The organism is Humidesulfovibrio sp. (assembly GCF_031082295.1).
Lineage (GTDB): Bacteria > Desulfobacterota > Desulfovibrionia > Desulfovibrionales > Desulfovibrionaceae > Humidesulfovibrio.
In genome coordinates, this window is record NZ_JAVHLD010000043.1 from 13,597 (window position 1) to 18,368 (window position 4,772).

Consider the following 4,772-nt stretch of genomic DNA (forward strand, 5'->3'; position numbering starts at 1 on the left):
TGAGACTTGCGGGCTCGGGCCGATGCTGAATCATCTGTCCTTTTGTGCCCATCTTCATTTTTCAGCCGCCCCAATCGGAGCGAAGAAGTGCATGCCTCATAAAAACCTATACGCTTGCGCCAACAGGATGTCAAGTTTTTCTTTTGGCGCAGCACGTTACCCATATAATGACCGGACACATCCTCCGCATGGATGAAATACATCGCCCACGCTCGACACGTTGCCTGGTGGAATTGCTCGCACGCATATCGGTCCACCTCGGATGCCCCTGGGTGCCGCGTGTTACATGCTTCTTGCTTTGGTCGTTGGAAAGGCGGCCCGAAGGGCCGCCTTTTGAATGGGGTGGGAGACAGCAGTTGCGCCACGTTTTGCCGTGCATCCAGTTGCAGGGGCTGGAATTGTCGGCGAGGCGATGATGGGCCTTGCGCCTGCCAGAGAGCCTAAAGAGGCTCACGGTGCCGCGCTGCCGGTGGTCACCGGTCGCGGCACCTCCTTCCATCGTCGATCCTGGCATAGGCCAGGCCTATATGGAGAGGAGTCATTTCGCGCCGAAACACGAGTCTCCGCGCGAACAATCGTTTTGCAAGCTGCGCCTCGAAGTGGGTCGCAGTTGCGAGCAAGCGTCGAATCATGTGCTTTCCTCCTTTGTCGTTTGCTGGGCCGGCACATCAATGAAAGCACTCGCAGAGACAAGAATCAAGGCCAAAACCTGAGTTTTTATGGGTAGATAAAAGATACTTTCGCGGGCAGAGTCACGCTACTGAAGCGCATCCGGGGGTGGCGAAAAGAGGCCGCGTAAGCTGGCTAGAAATGGAGGCCGAGCCCACTTTGGAAAACGAAGAGGAAGCGGCCCCGTAGGGCCGCAAAGGGATAAAGGAAATGCTGCGGCTAGAATCTGCCGCCGCCGCCCCGGAACAGCGTGAGAGCGATGGCCACGGCAATAGCGGCGGCAGGAAAGAAGAGGACGAGGCGGAAGCGATTTTCCCATGCGCGTGCGGCCTCGAGGGCGTCCTGTTGCTTTTTCGCAAGAAGCCGAGCCCACTCCTCAAGGTCGAAGAACACGAATTTTCCGACCTTGGCATAGAGCCCCGCCGTATCGGGATCGAAGCGGCACTTCTCGCGCCACGCGCGAAGCGTGCGCAAGGGGATGCCAATCTTCTCTGCGGCGGCGGGGAGCAGCAGGTACCTGCCGTCCTTGTAAGTGGTTTCGGAGGCGGCCATGTTGATCATCTGCTTTTTCATCATGATTTTCCTTGAAATTTGTTGAGCGTGCCGTTCGGTAGCTGAACCATAACCACCGAACTCGGTTACAGGTTAGTGGAATGAATGGTGAATGGTTCTGCGTGTCCGCCTCTGCCGCTTCGCTTGTTGTTACTGTTCCGGCCCCCACATGACCACAGGCGCCAAAAACTGCAGCGCCTTGCCGGCGGCGACTTCAAGCCTCGCCACATCAAGGTGCGTATAGTACGCCTCTTCGACCATCCGGCCTGCGGCAACCCGCTGGAGGAGCAGGTACAGCACCTTGTCCTTCTGCCTCGAAGCGAACAATACGCCCTCCGTTTCTGTGCCGAGCAGCGGCTGCGGCTCGCCTTTCAGAAGCTGCCCACGCCGGAAGCAATCGAGGCATGCCTTGAGCGCGGCCAAGCTTTCCAGATCAGAGCATGAATATCCCATGACGCTGGCCGCCACCCGCGTCCAGCGACGTTTGCCTTTCGTTTCGTCAGCAACACCGGCAATAACCGTCAGCTTGAAGCCGTCTTTGTCATAGCTCAAACTCACTTTCTATCCTCCTGCTAGCGCCGCGGATTCCACAGGTTCAGCCATTGCTCCTCGGTGACATCCCGATCGAGCAGGTACGACTTTCGTTCGAAGTGCAGGCGCGTGTCCCAGGGCGCCTGCCGAAGATTGAAGTAGCGCGCGGCAAGCGACGGCGTATTCTGCACGATGTGCCGGTTCACGCGCCGCCATACCCATGCCTCAAGCTCCTGCGTTTGCTGCCGGGCATCGAACGCGTACCTCGCATAATGATGGAAGCTACGCGCAGCGGCGTTGATGCGGCGTAGCTTGTGCTCTGGCGAGGCGTCGGACGCCAGCGCCGCGCGCACGCCTTCCTTGAGCCGCTGCACCGATGCATCATTCATCTTGATGTGCAGCAAGCTGCCGACTACGTGGGTTTGCCAGGAGAGAACCTCCGCAGGCTGCTCGCGGAGGTCGATCCACTCCACGCCGACGCCCTCGAACGGTTTCGAGGCCAGAAGCCACATCCCGTCTTCGCTCCACAGCATACCCGCGCGGTGGTCACGTGCGACCTGTAGCGTAGTCTCGGCTATATGCCGCCAAGTCAGGCTACCGAGGACGTAGCGCGCGAAGCCAGCACGCAACGTGTCGCCCAGAACATGGTCGAGCAGCCCCTGCAGGTGATAGAAGAAGGTCTCGTCGGTGATGCCTGCTGCCAGCGCTCCGGGCGCTATCTGCGCGGTAGTCCAGTCGTAGCCGACATGCCCGAGCCAGCAACGATGAAAGCGATTCGCCTCAATACGCAACCAACTCGTGAAGACACCTGGACACCACCATGGACGCCAATAACCTTGCGCCCGGTTGCTGATCGGCGCGAGGACAAGCCACGCGGCGTAGAGCTCACGGAACACGTCGGCTATCTCGAGCTGCTTCTGACTCGAGCGCGGCATGTAGCTCTCCACAAGCGCCCTGGCGACGTTCAGGAAGCTGTCGCGTTCCAGATACCGCAACAGGTTCACATGTCGCCCGACCAGGGCGAGGGAGCGCTGCGCGCGACGCACGAGTGCAACGTCTCCTGGCCCAGGCCGATGATGTTCGCGGACAATGCCCAAGCTATGCGCTCGCGTCTGCCAGGCTAGCCGACTTCGCCTCGGCCTTCTGGCCGGAGGCAAGCTCTTTTTCCGCCGCAGTGAGCTGCGTATTCAGCCACGTCGAAAACTCAGGCTGGAGAGAGAACTCCCAACGGCATTCCCGGCAACGCTTCTTGACCTCCCTGTAGCGGTTGAGGGTATCGTTGCTGACTTTGATGTTGACCTGACACTCAAGCGCGGCGTTTTTCTTGATGATGCCCACAAGTTTTCCTTTGCGTTAGCGGTTATTGGTTGATGACAAGACCCAGAACAGGAGAAGGGCCCACAAATCGCGTCTACGCAACTGCGGAAAAAGGAGTCCAGCAGAAATGTGGGGACATCTTTTCTTTTTTTTCGTGCTACGCGATTGCATGCATTGGCTAGCCCATTCGCGCGGGCCTAATTCAATAATTTTACGGGATAAAATGGCTTCATCAATGAGGTGGACTGTCTTTGAGCTTTTCTTGACCGCTGCTCTTGCGCTGCGTCGGCGCCGGCGTGGTATGATGAACGCAGACCCGCATCTTGTCCCGCCGGCCTCCACACCGGCACGGCCCGCCGTGACGTCACCACGAGCCGCAGAAGGGTGCGTGAACCCGTATATGAAGGAGGAAACAGATCAGGAGACGTGCGCTCCAAAATCAGGCGCTCGTCTTCGCCATGACAATCGGAATCGTTAACCCTGCCGTTATGACTGAGAGCAAACTTCTGGTAGCCAATCAGTAGCCGTCGTCTAGCCAGCGATGGTCTCATTAAGTTTGCTCGCAACCGGAGAGCCGTATGCGACGGAAACGCGCCTGTACGGTTCGGGAACCAGCGGCATCAGCTACCCTTGCGCTAGCAGGGGGTGTGAAGTGTCGTTGAGTTCATGCCCACATCAGAGATGGTGCGCTTGGATACGTTGAATGCCGCAAGCCCTGGTAACCAAGGCCACGGGACGATACCTACGCCCTCACGGGCTTGGATCGTGACGTGGAAGGGACGTAGCGGCCGCGCGAGGCGAAAACCGGGTGGCCCCCGGCATAAGCTCGATGCGGCTAGAGCAGCTGCGTTAAAGGGCGAAAGCCCGACCCGCTCCGCTATGGCGACGAGAGGAACTATCGCTTTAAAACTCATGTGCTAGCCTTGGAGTACCGCCCCGCTGTGACACCTCGGGGGCCGAAAGAAGCAGATGCCAGGAAGAATGCCCTGGAGGTGAAAACATGAGCACAGATAGCGCCTAAGGCGGATGATATCGGCATGTGGGGTAAAGGCCCACGGCGGCGTACTGACAAGATACCAGTTGGTTATCGATTGGCTTGGAAAGTGCCGTTTCAATGGAATCGAGGATGTACCCTGTACACCGTTTCGGCGTGCAGGACACAGAGGTCCCATAGTAACCTCCCTGTAAGGGGCAACGTCTGCGTTCGACCTTGGGTCAATAGCCCAAGGCAGTTTCTGGCTGGCTACCAGGACGTAAGCGAAGAACAGACGCGGTGAGGAAATGCACCGAGGAGAAGGGGGCCAGGTCGGTCAAGGCAGTGATTCCGAATCATGGATCATCAAACGAGAAAGGGGGCCGCAAGGCCCCCTTTTACTGTGCCGTCTCGCTACGGCATGGGTATACGTCGGCTAGTCGTCGAAGCTGGAGCTCGAGGAGAAGGAGTCGTCGAAGCTGCTACCTGAACAACTGTCATCAAAGCTACTCGTCGAGAACGAGTCATCGTAGCCGGACGAGTTGGAGAAGCTGTCGTCGTGATAGGTGGGGTCCAATGGCGTATTGTGGTACATATTGTCAAACTCATACGCGTACATCGGGTCCATCCACCGGTTAGAATCCGTGCTGGTGCCGGACCCGTAACTACTGGTTATGACCTGCCCCCCTAAACCCGGTCCAGGAATTATGTTAGAGTTCCTGACCAAGGA

Annotated in this window: 5 protein-coding genes; all 5 read right to left on the minus strand. The window is 58.1% G+C overall.

Annotation, left to right across the window (positions count from 1 at the left end; translation table 11 throughout):
• On the minus strand, positions 1–203 hold a 203-nt coding region (locus tag RDU24_RS14705; RefSeq protein WP_308736534.1), incomplete at its 3' end, for a hypothetical protein.
• A gap of 685 nt (positions 204–888) precedes the next feature.
• On the minus strand, positions 889–1,245 hold the full coding sequence (locus RDU24_RS14710; protein ID WP_308736535.1) for a hypothetical protein: 357 nt from the start codon (positions 1,243–1,245) through the stop codon (positions 889–891).
• 126 nt (positions 1,246–1,371) lie between these two features.
• Positions 1,372–1,779: a hypothetical protein gene (locus RDU24_RS14715; protein WP_308736536.1), complete on the minus strand. Its 408-nt coding sequence runs from the start codon at positions 1,777–1,779 to the stop codon at positions 1,372–1,374.
• Between the two features lie 14 nt (positions 1,780–1,793).
• A complete protein-coding gene (locus tag RDU24_RS14720; RefSeq protein ID WP_308736537.1) occupies positions 1,794–2,798 on the minus strand; it encodes a hypothetical protein in 1,005 nt (334 codons plus the stop codon).
• Positions 2,799–2,850: 52 nt separating this feature from the next.
• Positions 2,851–3,090 carry a hypothetical protein gene (locus tag RDU24_RS14725; RefSeq protein WP_308736538.1) on the minus strand — a complete coding sequence of 80 codons (240 nt, stop codon included), beginning with the start codon at positions 3,088–3,090 and terminating at the stop codon, positions 2,851–2,853.
• Between the last annotated feature and the right edge of the window lie 1,682 nt (positions 3,091–4,772).

Coding starts and splice junctions, on each gene's coding strand:
- RDU24_RS14710 (WP_308736535.1), bottom strand. CDS start 1,245: ATGATGAAAAAGCAGATGATCAACATGGCCGCCTCCGAAACCACTTAC.